At 73.6% G+C, this 16,878-nt stretch carries 12 protein-coding genes; 6 read left to right on the forward strand and 6 right to left on the reverse strand.

Annotated features, from left to right (window positions below):
• Nucleotides 1–5: 5 nt before the first annotated feature.
• The 5 genes from ACFP1K_RS02185 to ACFP1K_RS02205 form a co-directional block, all read right to left on the reverse strand.
• A complete protein-coding gene (locus tag ACFP1K_RS02185) occupies nt 6–2,105 on the reverse strand; it encodes a dipeptide ABC transporter ATP-binding protein (protein WP_380746512.1) in 2,100 nt (699 codons plus the stop codon).
• Nucleotides 2,102–3,010, reverse strand: a complete 909-nt coding sequence (locus ACFP1K_RS02190) for an ABC transporter permease (RefSeq protein ID WP_380746515.1) — start codon at nt 3,008–3,010, stop codon at nt 2,102–2,104. Before ACFP1K_RS02190 ends, ACFP1K_RS02185 begins: the two co-directional genes overlap by 4 nt.
• A 3-nt stretch (nt 3,011–3,013) precedes the next feature.
• A complete protein-coding gene (locus ACFP1K_RS02195) occupies nt 3,014–3,997 on the reverse strand; it encodes an ABC transporter permease (RefSeq protein WP_380746517.1) in 984 nt (327 codons plus the stop codon).
• Nucleotides 3,998–4,244: 247 nt separating this feature from the next.
• Nucleotides 4,245–6,596 carry an AAA family ATPase gene (locus tag ACFP1K_RS02200; protein WP_380746520.1) on the reverse strand — a complete coding sequence of 784 codons (2,352 nt, stop codon included), beginning with the start codon at nt 6,594–6,596 and terminating at the stop codon, nt 4,245–4,247.
• Between the two features lie 179 nt (nt 6,597–6,775).
• Nucleotides 6,776–8,641 carry a CHAT domain-containing protein gene (locus ACFP1K_RS02205; protein WP_380746525.1) on the reverse strand — a complete coding sequence of 622 codons (1,866 nt, stop codon included), beginning with the start codon at nt 8,639–8,641 and terminating at the stop codon, nt 6,776–6,778.
• Between the two features lie 247 nt (nt 8,642–8,888).
• Here ACFP1K_RS02205 and ACFP1K_RS02210 point away from each other — a divergent pair, with 247 nt between their 5' ends.
• The 6 genes from ACFP1K_RS02210 (at nt 8,889) to ACFP1K_RS02235 (ending at nt 15,415) form a co-directional block, all read left to right on the forward strand.
• Complete coding sequence (locus ACFP1K_RS02210) at nt 8,889–10,499, forward strand: MFS transporter (protein WP_380746527.1); 1,611 nt, start codon at nt 8,889–8,891, stop codon at nt 10,497–10,499.
• Nucleotides 10,496–11,269 carry a DoxX family membrane protein gene (locus ACFP1K_RS02215; protein ID WP_380746529.1) on the forward strand — a complete coding sequence of 258 codons (774 nt, stop codon included), beginning with the start codon at nt 10,496–10,498 and terminating at the stop codon, nt 11,267–11,269. The genes ACFP1K_RS02210 and ACFP1K_RS02215 overlap by 4 nt, the downstream gene beginning before the upstream one ends.
• Nucleotides 11,270–11,428: 159 nt before the next feature.
• Nucleotides 11,429–12,604, forward strand: coding sequence for an NAD(P)/FAD-dependent oxidoreductase (locus ACFP1K_RS02220; RefSeq protein ID WP_380746531.1), 1,176 nt, complete (start codon nt 11,429–11,431; stop codon nt 12,602–12,604).
• A gap of 121 nt (nt 12,605–12,725) precedes the next feature.
• Nucleotides 12,726–13,286, forward strand: coding sequence for a sigma-70 family RNA polymerase sigma factor (locus ACFP1K_RS02225; RefSeq protein ID WP_380746533.1), 561 nt, complete (start codon nt 12,726–12,728; stop codon nt 13,284–13,286).
• The gene (locus tag ACFP1K_RS02230) at nt 13,283–13,621 is read left to right on the forward strand and encodes a hypothetical protein (RefSeq protein ID WP_380746535.1); all 339 of its coding nucleotides are present in this window, start codon (nt 13,283–13,285) and stop codon (nt 13,619–13,621) included. Before ACFP1K_RS02225 ends, ACFP1K_RS02230 begins: the two co-directional genes overlap by 4 nt.
• A gap of 693 nt (nt 13,622–14,314) precedes the next feature.
• Entirely contained in the window at nt 14,315–15,415 is a 1,101-nt protein-coding gene (locus ACFP1K_RS02235; RefSeq protein ID WP_380746537.1) for a low temperature requirement protein A, read from the forward strand.
• A gap of 108 nt (nt 15,416–15,523) precedes the next feature.
• On the opposite strand, the gene ACFP1K_RS02240 is transcribed toward ACFP1K_RS02235, so the two are convergent.
• Nucleotides 15,524–16,876 (reverse strand): extracellular catalytic domain type 1 short-chain-length polyhydroxyalkanoate depolymerase, encoded by a 1,353-nt coding sequence (locus tag ACFP1K_RS02240; protein WP_380746539.1) that lies wholly within the window; start codon nt 16,874–16,876, stop codon nt 15,524–15,526.
• Nucleotides 16,877–16,878: the final 2 nt, after the last annotated feature.

The following is a 16,878-nucleotide window of genomic DNA, read 5'->3' on the forward strand; positions in this document are numbered from 1 at the left end:
CACGTTCATCGGTCGGGCTGAACGCCGCCGGGTCGTCCGGGTGATGCGGGGTGTCCGGGGTAATGGCAGGCGGCCCCGTGCTCGCCGCACAGGGCGCGCACCTCGGGCTGCTCGTGGGCGCAGCGCGCGCGCAGCGCCTCGGGGAGGAGCTTGAAGGTGGGGCAGCGGCCGCGGAACCGGCAGCCCGACGGGGGCCGCGCCGGGCTCGGCACCTCGCCCTCCAGCAGGACGTGGCGCCGCTCCCGTTCCTTGCGGGGGTCGGGGATCGGCACGGCCGACAGCAGGGCGACGGTGTACGGGTGCGCCGGGGCACCGTACACCGCGGCGACCGGGCCGATCTCGGCGATGCGGCCCATGTACATCACGGCCACCCGGTCGGCGATGTGGCGCACCACGGCCAGGTCGTGCGCCACGAACAGGTAGGACAGCCCGAGCCGGTCCCGCAGCGACTCCAGCAGGTTGATCACGCCCGCCCGCACGGACACGTCCAGCGCCGACACCGGCTCGTCCAGCACGACCAGCCGGGGCTCCAGGGCCAGGGCCCGCGCGATGGACACGCGCTGGCGCTGGCCGCCGGAGAAGTGGCCCGGGTACCGGGCGGCGTCGCGGGGGTCCAGCCCGACCAGCCGCAGCAGCCGGCGCACCCGGGGGCCGATGTCGCCGCGCCCGTGGGTGATCAGGGGCTCGGCCACGATGTCGTGCACCGTCATGCGGGGGTCCAGGGACGCCAGGGGGTCCTGGAAGACCACCTGCATGCGGGCCCGCACGGCCATGCGCTCCCGGGCGGTCAGCGTGGCGGCGTCCCTGCCGAACACCGTGACCCGGCCGCGCTCGGGGGCGGCGAGTTCGAGGATCTGCATGAGCGTGGTGGTCTTGCCGCAGCCCGACTCCCCCACCAGGCCGAGCGTCTCGCCCTCGCGGATGTCGAAGCCGACGCCGTCCACCGCGTGGACGGTGCCGGTGCGGCGGCGTAGCAGGGTGCCCCGGGTGATCGGGTGGTGCTTGACCAGGCCGTCGACCTCCAGCACCACGGCGCGCCCGGCCCTCGGCGGCCGGGGATGGGCGGCGGGGGCGGCGGGCGGCAGGGGGAACGGCGTCTCGCCGGCCCGCACGCAGGCCGCGCGGTGGCCGGGCTCGACCTCCCGCAGCGGCGGCTCGGCCTCCCGGCAGCGGGCCACCCTGATCGGGCAGCGCGGCTCGAACGGGCAGCCGGGCGGCAAGGCGTCAGGGGACGGCGGGCCGCCCTCGATGGGGGTCAGCGGCAGCTCGCGGCCCGCGTCGACCCGCGGCACCGAGCCGAGCAGGCCGATGGTGTACGGCATGCGCGGGCGTTCGTACACCTCCCGCACCGGCCCGACCTCGACGGCGCGCCCGGCGTACATCACCAGCACGCGGTCGGCCAGGCCGGCCACCACGCCGAGGTCGTGGGTGATGAGCACGATGGCCGCGCCGGTCTCGCGCCTGGCCCGCTTGAGCACCTCGATGACCTGGGCCTGGATGGTGACGTCCAGGGCCGTGGTGGGCTCGTCGCAGATGATCACGTCCGGGTCGTTGGCGATGGCCATCGCGATGACCGCGCGCTGGCGCATGCCGCCGGAGAACTCGTGGGGGAAGGCCTTGGCCCGGCGCCTCGGGTCGGGGATGCCCACGAGGTCCAGCAGGTCGACGGCCCGCTCGGCCGCCGTGCGCCTGCTCACCCGCTGGTGCACGCGCACCGCCTCGGCGATCTGGTCCCCGACGCGGTACACCGGGGTCAGCGCGGACAGGGGATCCTGGAAGACCATGGAGATGGCCCGGCCGCGGAACGCCGCCAGGTGTTTGTCCGGCACGCCGACCAGCTCGGTGCCGTGCAGCCGCACCGAGCCGGTCACCCGCGCGTGCCGGGGCAGCAGGCCCATCACGGCCAGCGCGGCGGCCGACTTCCCGGCCCCCGACTCCCCCACGACGCCGAGCACCTCGCCGGCCTGGAGGGAGTATCCGAAGCCGCGCACCACCGCGACGCCGCCGAAGGCGACCTCCAGCTCGCTGACCTCCAGCACCGGGGCCCGTTCCCTGGGGGCGGGCCGTCCCTCCATCGCCGCCCAGGTGCCGGTCAGGCCGGTCATGTGGCCCGCCCGGCGCCGGGGTCCAGCGCGTCGCGCAGGGCGTCGCCGATGAGGTTGACCGCGAGGACGGTGACCACCAGGACGCCGGCGGCGAACCAGAACGTCCACGGGGCGTACAGCGCGGTCCTGGCGCCGTCGGCGATGAGGCCGCCGAGCGAGACGTCGGGCGGCTGGATGCCGAAGCCGAAGTAGGACAGGCTGGTCTCGGTGAGGATGGCGGCGCTGACGTTGAGCGTGGCGTCAACCACCAGCAGGGACCCGAGGTTCGGGATGACGTGCCTGAAGATGATGGCCGGCGGGCTGACGCCCATGTACCTGGCCGCCCTGATGTACTCGCGCTCCTTGATCGACTTCGTCATGCCACGGACGATCTTGGAGGTGACCATCCACAGGAACAGCGCCAGCATGACGACGAACAGCAGCCAGCGCCCGCCGGTGAACATCGGGGACATGATGGCGAGGATCAGGAACGCCGGGAGCACCAGCAGCAGGTCGGTCACCCACATCACCGTGCGGTCGGTCCAGCCGAGGAAGTAGCCCGCGAACGAGCCCGCCACCGCCGCGAACCCCGTGGACAGCACCGCGACCAGCAGGCCCACGATCAGCGACTTCTGCGCGCCGCGCATGGTCAGCACGTAGACGTCCGAGCCGGTCTGCGAGGTGCCGAACCAGTGGCGGGTGGACGGCGGCTGCAGGAACGCCTGGAAGTCCAGCTCGCCGGGCGACCACGGGGACACCAGGGGCCCGGCGAACGCGAGCAGGAACATCGACGTCAGAAGGCCGAAGCCGAGGCGTCCCCGCCTCGCCCCGAGGAACAGCCCCGCCACCACGCGCAGCCGGGTCGCCGCGCGGGCCCGCTCCTCGGCGTGGGCCTCGGCGAAGTCCTCCTCCGGGAGCGTCGTCATGGGTCAGGCCACCCGCACCCTCGGGTCGAGGACGGCGTGCAGGACGTCGGACGCCAGCGAGGCGAGCAGCACGGCGAACGCGGCGAAGCAGCTGATCGCGGCGACGGTGTTGACGTCGTTGCCGCGCACCGAGGCGACCAGCTCCTCGCCGAGGCCGTGCCATCCGAACACCGACTCGGTGATGGTCGCGCCCACCAGCAGCGACCCGAAGGTGAACGCGAAGTAGGTGACGGCCGGGATGAGCGCGGTCCGCAGCGCGTGGCGCAGCAGGGCGGTTCGCCTGCGCAGCCCCTTGGCCATCGCGGTGCGGACGAAGTCGGCGTCCAGCACGTCGAGCATCATGTTGCGCTGGTAGCGGCTGTAGACGGCGATCTGGCCGGCCGCCAGCGAGATCGTGGGCAGGATGAGGTGTTTCGCGCGGTCCAGCAGGCCGGCCCACGGCCCGCCCGCCAGCCCCGGGGTGGCCTCCCCGCTGACCAGGAAGATCTGCGCGCCGAGGTGGTCGTTGAGCCAGATGGCCCCGAGGATCAGCGTGTTGGCCAGCACCACCGTCGGCACCGCCAGGACGGTGAACGCCCAGACGGACGACAGCCGGTCGAACCACCCGTACTGCCTGACCGCCGCCGCGGCCCCCGCCAGCACCCCGATGACCCCGCCGAGCAGCACCCCCGCCAGCACCAGCCGCAGGGTGACCCCCGCCCGCCGCGCGATCTCCGCGCCCACCTGGTCCCCGTTCCAGGTCCGCCCGAAGTCCCCCCGCACCACTCCCGCGGCCCACCGCAGGTAGCGCTCGTGCAGCGGGGTCCGGTCGTTGAGGTTGTACAACGAGAGCCGGGCGTCCACCACCGCCGGGGGCGGCGGCGGGTTGCGGCCCTCGTAGTTGGACCGGGGGTCGAGCGCCGTGGCCGCCAGCAGGTAGGCGAGGCTGGTGGCGACCCCGATCAGCACGAGGTAGTTGACCGCCCGGCGGAACAGGAACCCTGCCATCGCCCCCCCTCCGCCGCCTGTCTCGTCCCCGACCCGGCTCGCGAACGCTTCCCGCTGCCCATACTGCTACACGCTGTAACCGTCCGGTGACAAGATAGTCGTCAACGCCCCCGGTGTCGGCCCCGATCCCGGAGGTCCCTCGGGACGTGCGGGGGTGGAGGGCCGGGTGGCGCGGCAGGGCACGGCACGGCACCCGGCGGGCTCGTCTACAGCGGCGCGGATGTCCTCGCCGGTGACGGTGGTGAGGTCACCGGTCGGCGAGCTCGTCCACGGCGGCGCGGATGTCCTCGCTGGTGATCGTGGTGAGGTCGGCGGTGGTGGCGGTGCCGCCCCGGCCGGCCAGGCGGACGTCCCGGCCGAGGGCGGCGCGTTCGAAGAGGGAGCGGGCGAAGCGGCCGTTGCCCAGGTCGTCGATCAGGCCCTCGGTGCAGACCCAGGTGAAGACGTCGGTCAGGTCGCGGCCGGCGGCGGCGTCGAAGCGGTCGCCGGCGCGTTCGGCCAGCAGCGTGGCGATCTCGGTGAGCTCGGCGGGGCTGTAGGACGGGAAGACGACACGCTGGTCGAAACGGCTGGCCAGGCCGGAGTTGCTGGCGAAGAACCGCTCCATCTCGGTGGCGTATCCGGCGAGGATGATGACCAGGCGGTCGCGGTCGTCCTCGGCGCGCTTGAGCAGGGTCTGCACGGCCTCGGCGCCGAAGGCGTCGCCGCCCTGGTAGCCGCCGTTGACCAGGCTGTAGGCCTCGTCGATGAAAAGCACGCCGCCGAGGGCGCGGTCCACCAGCTCGTTGGTCTTGATCGCCGTGGCGCCAAGGTGCTGGCCCACCAGGTCGGCGCGGGACGCCTCCACCACGTCGGGCCGGGACAGCAGTCCGAGGGCGGCGAAGACGCGGCCGAGCACGCGGGCCACGGTGGTCTTGCCGGTGCCGGGCGGCCCGACGAACACGAAGTGGCGCATCTGCGGCGGCGCGGGCAGCCCCTGCTCTTCGCGCATCCGGGCGATGCGCAGCTGGGCCGCGATGGCCCGCACCTGCCGTTTGACCGGCTCCAGCCCGGCCATGCGGTCCAGCTCGCCGAGCGCCTCTTCCAGGCTCGGCCGGGCCTGGAAGCCGCGGAACCGGGCGGTGAGGTCGTTGAACGCCTTGACGAGGTCGGCGGTGGTGGTGGTGACGAGGTCTTCGCGTTCCGGCGAGCCGCCGGCGCCGACGACGCGCACGTCGCGGGCCTGCGCCGCGGTCTCCACCAGGCTGCGGGCGAACCGGGCGTTGCCCAGCTCGTCGACCAGGCCGCGCCGGTGGACGTCCTCGAACAGGCCGAGCAGCACCCTGGGCGCGTCCGGCGACAGCCGCTCCCCGCGCCGGGCGCGCAGCAGTTCGACGATGCGCACCAGCTCGGCCGGGGAGTACGCGGGGAACCTCACCCGGGTGGAGAACCGCGACGAGAGGCCGGGGTTGGACGCCAGGAACCCGGACATCTCCTTGTCGTATCCGGCCAGGATGACGATCAGGCGGTCGCGGTCGTCCTCGGCGCGCTTGAGCAGGGTCTGCACGGCCTCGGCGCCGAAGCGGTCCGGCTGGCCCTCGGCGGAGTTGATGAGGCTGTAGGCCTCGTCGATGAACAGCACCCCGCCGAGGGCGCGGTCCACCAGCTCGTTGGTCTTGATCGCCGTGGCGCCGAGGTATTCGCCGACGAGGTCGGCCCGGGACGCCTCGACGACGTACGGCGTCTCCAGCAGGCCGAACGCGTAGAAGATCTTGGCCACGGTGCGGGCCACGGAGGTCTTGCCGGTGCCGGGCGGGCCGGCGAACACGAAGTGGCGCATCGGCGGATCGGTGGTGTACCCCGCCTCGGCGCGCAGCCGGGACGCCTCGATGGACGCCGCGATCGAGCGCACCTGCTCCTTGACCGGCTCCAGGCCGATCATGCTCTCCAGCTCGCCGAGCGCCTCGTCCACCGAGATCGGCGGGGGCGCGGCGCGCTCGTGCTGCTCCCGGTCGGCGGCGCCCTCCCTGACGCGCTGGCCCATCTGGTGGCCGGGCGCGGACGCCTGGGCCGCCGCGAACCTGTTGCGCGCCTGCCCGGCCTGGATCAGGCGGTAGGTGAGCACGGCCGCCGCGACGCCGTACGCCGCCCAGACGGCGGTGCCCGCCGAGAACGTGGCGACGGCGAGGGCGACCATGGCGGCGGCGCCGAGGGCGGCCACGGTGGTCACCCACGGCGTCACCCAGCGGATCAGGTGGGCGGCGACGCCGGTGAGCAGGCCGAGCAGGAGGTACAGGGTGGGGAGCGCGGAGTGCGGCTGGAGGTAGCCGCCGGTCACCACCACCCCGCACGACCACGCCACCACGACCAGGACGGTCGCGGCGGCGCGGGGGAAACGCAGGGTCAGCTCGGCGAAGCCAAGAAGTAAGAGAGTAGTGACGAACGTGGTGAAGGGAGACCCGCCGAGCAGGACGGCCGCGACGAGGGCGCCGATCAGCACCGCCGCGAAGATCACCCGGCGCGTGGCGCGGGAAAGCGCGAAGTAACGTCGTCGGACATGCTCGAACGCATCACGGGCCGCGGCGCGCCCCGCCGGCCGGGCCCTGTCGGAGTCCCGCATTTCGCCTCCCCGGTCGCCTCCCGGTTATACCGCACCGGGGCCTCCCGCGCGCGTCCCCGCCACGCGCGCCACGCACACCGATTTGCCCTGGCGAGTCCGGGTGACATGTCCACCCGTGCACAGGTGAGGGACGGGGGACGGGGGTGGCGTCCGAGGTGGAACGTCCGGCCGGGTGCGGGTCAGCGGCGGCGGGGAGACGTCCTGGCTTCGTGGCGGCCGGGGAATTCGGCGACGTAGACATGTTTGGGGGTGACGCGCAGGACGTCCTGGGCGGAGTCGGCGAGGGCCACGCCGCGGACCTCGGCCCAGAAGCGGCGTTCCACGGGGTCGGCGACGAAGACCGCCACCCGGGGGTCGCGGGCGGCGGCCGACCACGCCTCCTCGGTGGCGATCAGGCGCAGCTCCCCCGACGAGCTGATCGAGGTGACCGCGCCGACGGCGAGCGTGCGCGGCCCGTCGACGTCGCTGTAGGAGAGCACGACGCCGCGGGAGTAGGTGAACGCCCGCCGCACGTCCTCGCTGAGGCCGACGGGCGGCACCACGTCCCCGGGCAGCCGCGGCCCGCAGCCCTCGCACAGGATCAGGGACGCCCGCCACGGCCCCGCCGACCGGCGCCACCAGGCGCGGGCGGCCCGCGCCAGGAAGCACAGCACGGCGACGAGCAGTGTGGCCGCCACCATCCACCACGCGCGGGCCCCGGTCTCGGGGGGCGCGCCGAGCGCGGCCACGATCCCGGCCGTGAACAGTGCGGCGGAGGCGGGCAGGAGCGTCACCAGCACGACGGCGAGCGGCCAGTCGTGCCGCAGCACCGGGCGCAGCCGGTACCGCAGCCCGCCGCGCCACCGCACGTACAGCAGCGCGAGGGGGACGCACACCGCGGCCAGCGCCGCCCGCCGCTCCCCCGCGACCAGCGGCCCGACGGCGAGCAGCGCGACCAGCGACCACAGCCGCGCGGCGACGATCCACAGGGTGACGCCGGTGTCGCGCAGCCCGACGCGCTCGGGCGGCACGGCGGTGAACTCGGCGAGGGCCCGCACCGGCCGTCCCTGCCACGTCTCGGCGAAGACGCGCAGGCACGTCACGGCGACCCCGTTGAACAGCACCAGGCCGAACAGCCCGGCCCAGAAGCCGCCGAGGATGTCCTCCCATTCGACGACCACGGTGGCGGCGCCGGGCGGGGAGATCAGGGGGACGACCAGCGAGCCCGGCGACCAGTCCGGCAGGGTGGCGAGCGCCGCGACGTACGCCGCGACCACGAGCAGCGCGACCGAGACCGACACGCTCAGCCACAGGTCCCTGGCGAGCATGCCGGGCACGTACCGCCACACCGTGATCCGCCTGGCCTGGCGCACGGTGGCGGCCAGGATCAGCGCCAGCACGGCGGCGCCGCCGATCCGCGCCTCGTCGCGCAGGTCGTACCAGAAGGCGAGGACGGCGACGGCGGTGAGCGCGAACGCGGCGAGGACCCGCACCTGGCGGGACCACACCTCCAGCGCGCGGCGGGCGCGGCCGGTCTCCCGGGGGTCGACGGTCCAGGTGGGGTCGTGGTGGTCGCGGGGGCGCTCCCAGCGCAGGTGGGTGAGGCCGAGGTTGATCCGGGCGGAGGGGTGGTCCTCGTCGCGGCGCAGCGCGGTGCGGTAGGCGGTCGCGGCCTGCCGGAAGTCGCCGCGGGCCAGGGCCAGGTCGCCGATCAGCACGTGGGGGTCGGGTTGCTCGGGGGCGAAGCGGACGGCCTGCTGCGCCTGCGCCCAGGCGTCGCGCCAGCGGCCGGGGGCCCGGCGCAGCGCCGAGCCGTAACGTAGCCGTGCGGCCCAGGAGCCGGGTGCGAGCCGGACGGCGTCCTGAGCCGCGACGGCCGCCTCGGAGTCGCGGCCGAGGCGTTCCAGGGCGAGACTCATCAGCCGATGCCCCCATTCGCCACCGGGGTCGCGCTCGACCGCCTCTCCGGCGGCCTCCAGCGCTCCCTCCGGCTGATCGCGGGCCAGCCTCGCGACGGCGACCACGCACCAGGCCCGGGGATCGGAGCGGTCTCGCGGGGATGGCACCGGAGAAGGATCTTGCTCGCTGGTGTTCCCCACGCCGTCATGGTCCGTTGCCGAGGAAAACTTGCCTAGATGCCGGACATATACCTATAGCTCTCTAGAGAGGTCGGGATCGCCCCAGCTCGATCATGAACCCCAGGAGCCCCGGGAGGGTCGCGGCGACAACCGTTACGGCAAGGCGCTGATCGATCAAGGGGGATGGCCCTAAGCTGCCACCCAGATTCAGCAGCCACATCCCTTTAGGTAGCCAATGACCGTTTTGGGGGCCCGGCCGGGAGGCAGCACCCGGAGCACGATGGACCCGCGGCCGGACCGCTGGCCGATCCTCGCACTGCTCTGCTCCAGCCTGCTGCTGATCGCCGTGGACGCCACCGTGCTCCACATCGCCGTGCCCGCGCTGACCGCGGACCTGGAGCCCACGGCCGTCCAGCTGCTGTGGATCATCGACGTCTACTCCCTGGTCGTCGCGCCGCTGCTCGTCGTGTTCGGCACGCTCGGCGACCGGTACGGCAGGCGGCGCCTGGTCCTGCTCGGCTACCTGGTGTTCGGGGCCGCCTCGCTGTCGGCGGCGTTCGCCACCACCCCGGCCGCCCTGATCGTCTCGCGCGCCGTGCTCGGCGTGGGCGGCGCCATGATCATGCCGGCCACCCTGTCGATCATCCGGCAGGTGTTCACCGACCGGCGCGAGCGGGCCGTCGCCCTCGGCGTGTGGAGCGCCGTCGCCGCCGGTGGCGCGGCGATCGGGCCGCTGGTCGGCGGAGCGCTCGTCGAGCACTTCCGGTGGGGCACCGTGTTCCTGATCAACGTGCCGCTGCTGGTGGTGGCGCTGCCGCTGGCGGCCCGCCTGCTGCCGGAGACGCCCCGGCGCGACGGGCACCGCTGGGACGCGCCGAGCGCGGCGCTGGCCACCCTCGGCGTGCTGTGCCTGGCCTTCGGGCTCAAGGAGGCCGGGCGCGGCTCCGGGGCCGCGCTGCTGATCCTGCTCGCCGGGGCCGGGCTGCTGGCGTGGTTCGCCGTACGGCAGCGCCGCCTCGCGCACCCGTTGCTGGACCTCGGGCTGTTCGCCGGGCGAGGGTTCTCCGTGGGTGTGCTGTGCGTGCTGCTCGCGGTGTTCGCGCTGGTCGGGCTGGAGCTGATGCTCGCCCAGTACCTCCAGCTCGTCCTCGGCGACGGCCCGCTGCGCGCCGCGGTGCGCATGCTGCCCCTCATGGTCGCGGCCGTCACGGGCGGGCTCAGCGCGGCGTTCCTGCTGCGGTGGTTCGGGCTGCGCGCCACCATGGCGGGCGGTCTCGGGCTCGCCGGGCTGTCGCTGACGCCGACGCTGGCGTGGGGCACCGAGCAGCATCCGTGGCTGCTCGGGCTGTGCTTCGCCGGGATCGGGTTCGGGGTGCAGGCGGCGCTGCTGGCGGCGTCGGACACGATCATGGCGTGCGCGCCGGAGTCGCGGGCCGGTGGCGCGGCGGCCATCGAGGAGACGGCGTACGAGCTCGGCGCGGGCCTCGGCGTCGCGGTGCTCGGCACCGTCACCACCGCCGTGTACGCCCCCGCGGTGGGGCCGGTCGCCGGGGTGCCGCCGGCGGCGCTCGCCCAGGCGCGGGAGTCGCTCGCCGCCGCGGCGCACGTCGCCGCCGGGCTGCCCGGACCCGCCGGGGGCGCCTTGCTGGACGTCGCGCGGCAGGCGTTCGTCGGGGCGCTGCACTGCGCGGTCCTGATCAGTGTCGTACTGCTCGGCGCGACCACCCTCGCGGCGCTGGCGCTGACGCCCCGGCGGAGTGGCCCGGTCGGCGAGGGGCATGACGGTGGGGATACAGGGCAATTGTCTGGGCAAGGCGGATCTACCCCGGGAGAATGGGCACCGTGAGACGAACCTTTACCGACATCGCCGCGCTGGCCGCCCGGCTCGGCGTCGGCGGCATCTTCTTCGCCAACGGCTGGCACAAGCTGGAGTCCGGGCTGAACGCCACCCAGGAGCAGTTCGCCAGGATGGACGCGCCCGTGCCCGGCCTATGGGCCGCCGGGACCATGCTCATCGAGCTCATCGGCGGGGCCCTGATGGTGGCCGGGCTGTTCGTCCCCGCCTGCGGCATCATCCTGTTCGCCGAGGCGCTGGCGGTGTTCGTGCTGGTCAGCGGGGACGTCGGGCTACCACTGACCGGCGGTGACATCAACCTCATCGTGGCCCTCGGCGCGGCCTCCGTGCTGCTCGCCGTCGTCGGGGCGGGCCGCCTGTCCGTCGACCACCTGGTGGTCATCCGCCGCCGCGAGGCCGAAGCGGACGCCGAGATGTCCGCCGACGCCGAGGCCGACGACGTGATCGCCTCCTGGCGCGACTCGTCCCGCCCCCCTGCCACCGACACCACTCCCCCCGCGGACGCCACCACGGCCGTCCACCCCAAACTCGATCCCAAGCCCTCCCCCAAGGACACCCCCGTCAAGGGCCCGGTCACCTTCCCGGAGAGCTCCCCCCGCACCGAAGCCACCGACTCCACCGCCGCCCGCAAGACCCGCCCCCGCCGCACGACCAAGCCCACCGACGACACCTCCACCGAAAGCCCCGCCCCGCCCCCGACCGCCCCCCACGACCGCCTGGTCGCCGGCACCCGCAAAACCCCCACCCCCACCTCCGACTGACCCTTTGCCCGCTGCCCCGACCTCGGTCAGGACCGCGTCACGCGCGGCGGAAGGGGTGGCGTTCCCGCCGCGTCCGATGTGCGCCACGTCTCATCCGCGGGCCGTTACGCCGGACGCGCGGCTGGTGTCTCCATGTCGAGTCCAGGACACGAGGGAGACATGATGAACGGGAACGTCGAGGTGGTCGTGATCGGTGGCGGGTACGGGGGCGTGATGGCCGCCAATCGCCTGGCTCGGCGCGACGGCGTGTCGGTGACCCTGGTCAATCGACGTCCCCACTTCGTCGAGCGGATCCGCCTGCACCAGCTCGTGACCGGCTCCGACGACGCGGTCGAGGGCTTCGGCGAGGTTCTGGGCGGGGACGTCCGGCTGGTGGTGGACGCCGCGACCCGGATCGACGCCGCCGAGCGCCGGGTGTCGCTGGCAGGCGGCGGCACGGTCGCCTACGAGTACCTCGTCTACGCGGTGGGCAGCGGCGCCGCCGATCCCGGCGTGCCCGGAGCGGCGGAGTTCGCTCATTCGGTGTCGGACCTCGAAGGAGCCGGACGACTGCGGTCGGCGCTGGCCGCGACGCCCGCGACGGCTCCGGTGACCGTGGCCGGAGCCGGCCCGACCGGCATGGAGACCGCCGCCGAGCTGGCGGAGCTGGGCCGCGAGGTCACCCTGATCTGCGGCGACGTGCTCGGCCCCTACCTGCATCCCCGAGGCCGCCGCCCGGTCGCCCGCCGGCTCGCCGAGCTGGGTGTGACCGTCATCGAAGGTCCCCGCGCGCGGGTGACGGAAGTGACACGCGACAGCGTGCGGCTCGGCGACGGCCGCGAGCTGCCCAGCGCGGTGACGATCTGGACCGCGGGATTCCGTGTCCCGGACCTGGCCGCCCGCAGCGGGCTGCGCACCGACGCCGAAGGCCGCCTGCTCACCGACGCGACGCTGACCAGCGTGGACGACGTGCGCATCGTCGCGGCCGGGGACGCGGCGGCGATGACGGACCGGCCGTTCCGGATGAGCTGCCAGGCGGCCGTGCAACTGGGCGCGGGGGCCGCGGCCACCATCCTGCGCCGGATCGCGGGGAGGAGACCCGCTCCCGTCCGGTTGATGTTCGCCGGGCAGTGCATCAGCCTCGGCCGGAACGGGGGCGTCACCCAGTTCTCCTACCTGGACGACCGGGTGAACGCGCTCCACATCAGCGGGCGGCTCGGGGCCAAGGTCAAGGAGCTCGCCTGCCGATTCCCCCTCGATCAGTTGGCGTCCGGGGCGCGCAAGGCCGGTTCCCGCGCATCCCACGGCGCCGATCGCCTGGAGACGCCGCGGCCGGGCGCCGGGGCGCCACTCTGACCGGCCGACCCTGGCCTGATCCGTGGGGAGGCTGCTACCGGCGACCGTCCTCGGACCGGGTACATCTCCACGGCCTGCTTCCGGCAGGTGGGGCCGACCGCGAGAGAGTGAAGCGCACGACATGGACGACCACGTCACCGACCCGGCGACCGAGGCATTCGTCGCCCACCGCGACCTGCTGTTCACCGTCGCCTACGAGATGCTCGGATCGGCGGCGGACGCCGAGGACGTCCTCCAGGAGGCGTGGCTGCGGTGGGCCAAGGTCGACCTGGCGCAGGTGCGGGACCGGCGCGCCTACCTGGTGCGGATCACGACCCGGCAAGCGCTCAACCGGCTACGCACCCTCAAACGGCGCAAGGAGGCCTATGTCGGCCCCTGGCTGCCCGAACCCCTGCTCACCGCGCCGGACGTGGCCGAGGACGTCGAGCTCGCCGAGAACCTGTCGCTGGCACTCATGTTCATCCTCGAGACCCTCTCACCGACCGAACGTGCCGTCTTCGTGCTGCGCGAGGTCTTCGACATCGGCTACGACGACATCGCGGCCGCGATCGGCAAGAGCCCCGCCGCCACACGCCAGCTCGCCTACCGCGCCCGCCGTCACGTCGACGCCCGCCGTCCACGCACGCCCGCCTCCCCCGAAGAGGCCCGGGCCGCGTTGGACTCGTTCAGACCGCGCTCGTGACCGGGGACCTGCAGGCGCTGCTCGACGTACTCGCCCCCGACGTCGTCTTCGTCAGCGACGGCGGCGGCCTCAGGCAGGCGGCCCTGCGGCCGGTGGCCGGCGCCGCCAAGGTGCTCGGTTACATGGCCGGCAGCCTCGTCAAGGCCGGCGGCACCTTCACCGGCGAGCCCACCACGGTCAACGGCAACCCCGGGCTGATCCTGCGCCTGGACGGCGTGGTCGACGGCGTACTGGCCCTGCGCGTGGAGAACACCCGCGTCACCGGCCTCTACTACGTCCGCAACCCCGAAAAGCTCACCCGAGTCGAGTCCACGACCTCCCTCACCTCCCGCTGACCGGCCGGTCGGCTCGGGGTTCGCACCTCACAGCCCTCGCGGCCTTCCGCGCGAAGCGCGCCCCTCTCGCGAGGACCATTTCACCGGCACCGCACACACGACCGGTTGTCCGCCGCACGGCGGCGCCGGATTCGCCGTACACCTCCTCGCCGACGCGGCGCCGGGAAAGGGCCGCACATGACGGCGTCGACTCGGCGCCCGTTCGGCCTGGCTCCGTGCCGAGGTGGCGGGACGCCCGTGCCGGGCGCGCCCTTGTGAGGGGGTGGGCGGTGGGGCGCCATGAGCCCGGCAGGGCCGGGGGTGCGGGGGTGTCCCCCGCGGGGGAACGGCCCTTGCGCCTTCCGCGCGAAGCGCGCCCCTCTCGCGAGGACCATTTCACCGGCGCCGCGCACACGCCGGGTTGTCCGCCGCACGGCGGCGCCGGATTCGCCGTACAACGTCCCGCCGCCTCGGCGCCGGAACAGTCCGTCCTTACCGGCGCATGGGTCGGACGCGCGGGGCTCAGGGCACGGGACCACCGCACGCGAGCGCCGTATGGGTCGCGGGGAGGAGATGGCAGGTTTCGGGTGGGGTGGGGTTAATTGGTCGCGGTTGGTGGGGGGTAGAGGCGATCATGGGCGGGTGCGGCTTCCTGGGTGGTTTTCGGAGAGGGTGGAGCCTGCTTCTGGTGAGCAGGAGTTGCGGGTTTCCACGTTGGAGCTTTTCTTTGATCTGGTCTTCGTGTTCACGGTTACTCAGCTGACGACTCTGCTGGTGGACGGGTTCGAGCCATCGGAGGCCGGGGGGCAGCAAGCCTCTCCGGTGGTGGGGGCGTTACGGGTTCTGCTGGTGTTCGGGGTCATCTGGTGGATGTACTCGGGGTACGCGTGGCTGACCAACGCGGTGCCGCCGGTCCGGGCGGCGCGGCGGGTGCTGGTGCTGGTGGGCATGGCGGGGTTTCTGATCATGGCGTTGGCCATTCCCACGGCGTTCGACGGCGGAGGGTGGGCCTTCGCGCTGGGGTATCTGATCATCGTGCTGGTGCACGCGGGGTTGTACCTGCAGGCGACGGCGTCGTTCGTGCGGGTCGTGCCGTTCAACCTGGGGGCCACGGCGCTGCTGTTCGCGGCGGGGTTCACCGAGGGGACGCTCACCCACCTGTTGTGGGGCGCGGCGGTGGTGCTGGTGTGGGTCAGCCCGTACTTCGTCGGGCAGAAGGGGTTCCCGCTGCACCCGGGGCACATCGTGGAGCGGCACGGGCTGCTGGTGATCGTCGCGCTCGGGGAGTCGGTGGTGGCGATCGGCATCGGCGCGCACGGGGTGGTGAACCCGGCGCTGCTGGTGGCCGCCACCCTGGGCCTGGCGCTGGGGGCGTGCCTGTGGTGGGTGTACTTCGGCGGCGACGACCCCGAGGCCGCCGAGCACGCCCTGGCGAGGGCCGACGTGGTGCGCAGGACCCAGCTGATCCTCGGCGCGTACTTCTACGGCCACATCCCCATGCTGCTCGGCATCGTGGCGGTGGCGGCGGGTGTCAAGAAGGCCCTCGGCCACCCGCTGGACCACATGCACGCGGGCCCGGCCCTCGCGCTGTCCGCGGGTGTCACGCTCTACCTGCTGGGTGACCTGCTCTACCGGCGGGTCCTCGGCCTTCCGCGGCGACCCCTCCGCACCGCGGCCGGCGTGCTCGCCCTGGCCGCCGTACCCGTCGGCCTGCTGGGGTCGGCCCTCGCCCAGCTCGCCGTCCTCACCGTCCTGCTCGTCGCGACCCTCGCGGTGCGGGCCGCACCGCACCGCGAGAGCGCGGTGGTGGACTGACGGCGCGGACGGGCCGCCGCCGGTCCCGGTGCCGTCCGGTGCCCGGGTGTGCCCGGACGGGACGGCGGCCCGGCGGCGCGAGGGTTCACGCCGCCGGGGTACGACGGATCAGGCGATGGCGCAGGCGTTGCCGTTCAGGGTGAACGCCGAGGGCCTGCCGGTGGCGCCGTTGTGCGTGGCCTGGAACCCGAACTGCGCGTTCCCGCCGGGGGCGATGGTGCCGTTGTAGTTGACGTTGCGCGCGGTGATCGCGCCGGACGAGCCGGTGATCTGCGCGTTCCACGAGCTGGTGATCGTCTGCCCCGCCGGGAGGGTGAACGCGAGCGCCCAGCCGTTGACGGTGGAGGTGCCGGTGTTGGCGACGGTCACGGCGGCGGTGAAGCCGTTGTTCCAGGTGTTCATCGTGTAGGTGACCCGGCAGGCGCCCGGCTGGACGGTCGGCGTCACGGTCGGCGTCACGGTCGGCGTCACGGTCGGGGTGACCGTGGGGGTGACGGTCGGGGTCACGGTGGGCGTGACCGTCGGGGTGGTCGTCGGGCCGGTGGTGTCGAGACCGAAGAACTGGATGGCCCGCATGGCCATGCCGCTGGTGGGCAGGCTGTGCCCGACGCCCTGGATGCTGATCGCCTCGACCTGCGGCATGATCCCGTTGCTGCCGTAGCGGGTGCGGGTCCAGCCGGACTGCGGGCTGTCGGTCATGGCCGGGGTCTGGCTGAGGCCGTGGACGTTGGTCCACTGCTTGATCTGTTCCTGGAAGTTCGGGTAGCGCAGCGTGGCGTCCTCGGTGCCGTGCCAGGTCTGCATGCGCGGACGGGCGCCGGTGTAGCCGGGAAAGGCCGCGCGGACCGCGTCGCCCCACGCCTGCGGCGTACGGCTGATCTGGCCGTTGGCGCACTGGCTGTTCCAGCTGGACCCGTCGGTGGTGGCGAAGCAGCCGAACGGCACGCCCATGAACGCCGCCCCGGCCTTGAACACGTCGGGGTAGTCACCGAGCAGGACGTTGGTCATCATGGCGCCCGACGAGGCACCGGTGACGAACACCCGCGAGGAGTCGGCGCTGTAGCGCTGCAGCGTGTACCGCACCATCGACACGATGCCCACCGGGTCGCTGCCGCCGTCGTGCCGCAGCGCCTGGGGCGAGGACACGTCGAAGCAGCTGCCGCTGCGGGTCGCCGTCGGGTAGATGACGATGAAGCCGTACCGGTCGGCCAGCGAGGCGAACTCCGTGCCGGAGTAGAACGCCTGACCGGTGCCGGTGCAGTAGTGCACGGCCACCAGGACCGCCGGACGGGCCGCCACCCGGTCCGGTACGTAGATGTGCATCCGCAGATTGCTGGGGTTGGTCCCGAAACCGGTGACCTCGGTGAGCGTCGCGGGAGACGCGGGTGACGCCACGGCTATCCCCGCTACCACGAGCATCACCGAAGCGGCGATCCCCAGCAGCATGTGTCTGATTCTCATGC

This window comes from Sphaerisporangium aureirubrum, from assembly GCF_042658925.1.
GTDB lineage: Bacteria > Actinomycetota > Actinomycetes > Streptosporangiales > Streptosporangiaceae > Sphaerisporangium > Sphaerisporangium aureirubrum.